The organism is Nostoc sp. CALU 546 (genome assembly GCF_048836525.1).
In genome coordinates this window covers 1-1,900 of the sequence record NZ_JAWJTF010000361.1, presented here as the reverse complement: position 1 = coordinate 1,900, position 1,900 = coordinate 1, and the positions used below count along the sequence as shown (strand labels likewise).

Genomic DNA, 1,900 nt, shown 5'->3' with positions numbered 1-1,900 from the left:
CAACGTCTAGCCGAAACTAACCAAAAAGAATAAGTTAGTCTTCAAGATATCGATGTCTACGACGGGCTGCGCCTTCGCTTATCCCCTCTCTAATTTAAATTTGAGTAAGGGGGAAGTTTTACTAAAGCGGGTGCTATTCAAAGCGCTGATTTTTCTCTGACCAGCGCTTCAAACTATAGTTATGAGCATTTTCTACCAACAAAGCAAAGGATTGCACCCCTGAAAGTCTGGCGATCGCAGAAAGTCTTTGTGAGTACTTTCCTGTAAAATCAGTGTAAATGACTTTATTCCCATCAGATAAAATTATAGTCCGGTCACGGCGTTGCTCTGTGTTCTCCCTCTGAATTCCAGGTGTAGACTCATTCAAGGATGTTATTGCTTCTGGTGAGATAGTCAGTATTATTTCTGGTTGAGCGTTATTTGTTAAATCAATCACTTGAACAGGCCAGTTACCCAATTTTTCCTGCATCTGTTCAAAGCTAGGAATAGCCCCAGCCGGAACTTCACCAGATTGCTGTAAAGATTGCCACAAACTCGATAGCATTATCTTCACCCTTTGGGGATTTTGTTGATACAGTTCCCGTAGAGTAATAGGAGATGGTTGCACCCATTCTAGTGCTGCATTGGTCAAGGCTAAAGGTTTTGGTTGAAGAACATCGTTTTGATTATCTGGAATTTTTGGGCCAGCAGCTAATAGGCGCAAAACTTTACCCCGTAGTTGCACCGCTTTGATAGCGGCTATAGTAATTTGTTGTTCTCCATTTGGTAACCAGACCACAATTTGGATTTCAGGGTCAGAAGTGATTCCCAAAGTTTTCCCCAAAAATTTAGCGGCGTCAGTTTTGGGTGGGTTGAAATTCTCAAAAGGGAAATTTAGCCAGCGTTTTCCGTCATTAAATGCACTCACCTCCACCTGATACCAAACTTGGTTATCTGTGAGTTTCAAATCTGCTGAGGAATTTGTTTGCAGCCAGTCGGTGTTAGTAACTTGAGTGATTGGTTGGACTGTACCAACAATCTGACTAGGGTGAGTAGAGGATATTTGCGACTTTGTACCCTCACCATTGAGTCTTGCTAACAGACTTTGAATATAAGCAAGATTATCTTTTGTAATTTTTGGTTGCGCCTTTAACCAAGAATTAGCATGTCCTTCTCCTCGCTGAACTGCTAAAATCAAAGCGAACCAAGCTTGCACCTCTCGTCTATTTGGGTTCACCCGCAACGCCGCTGCTGTGCGATTCCACAACCGTTTTTCATCAGCTTTGAGTAGGGTGGCAATTTCTTGGGCATTATGTGGCGACGCTTCAAACACCTGTAAAGCCTTCTCCCAGCGACCATCAATCAAATCTGCTAGTGCTTCTTGACTAGGACTTGCCCAATTTTTTTGGGCTTGGATTTTGGTAAGTTGGGAATGCAAACGAATCAAATCCATTTGTCCTTGCGCCGCCTCTGGTAAAACTCCCTTGCGCTGTTTTTTGATTGACTTCAACCATTCAAAGGCTGGTGTCCACAGTCCACTACGGGCAATTGACAGGGCATTTTGGTATGCAGAATCCTTGAAAGCTGGTGATTTGAGGGTAATTTCCTCCAATTGAATTGGTTTGAGGAATAACTTCAGAGGCTTGACTTGATAAACCTGTAAGTGGGGTTCTAAACCTATAGTTTGATCAACAACTAACTCTTTTGTACCATCACCAGTTACCTGCTGCCATTTGGGAAATTGTCCATTAGGACTAGTCCAAGACAACATTTGTAGTAAATTTGTGCGTTCTGGATTGTAGTATACGACGTGACCGTATGCGATCGCACCAGTTCCTTGTTGGCGTTGACCCCGCAAATCAAACCAAACCCCTGGTGATGGTGTCCCACCTTCAAAACGTTGTACTTTATTTAAAGGTAG

Annotated in this window: 1 protein-coding gene; it reads right to left on the bottom strand. The window is 42.9% G+C overall.

Annotated elements, in window-relative coordinates:
• Nucleotides 1–133 precede the first annotated feature (133 nt).
• Nucleotides 134–1,900, bottom strand: a 1,767-nt coding sequence (locus tag RRG12_RS43675) for a hypothetical protein (protein WP_420763326.1), incomplete at its 5' end; no start/stop codon positions are given.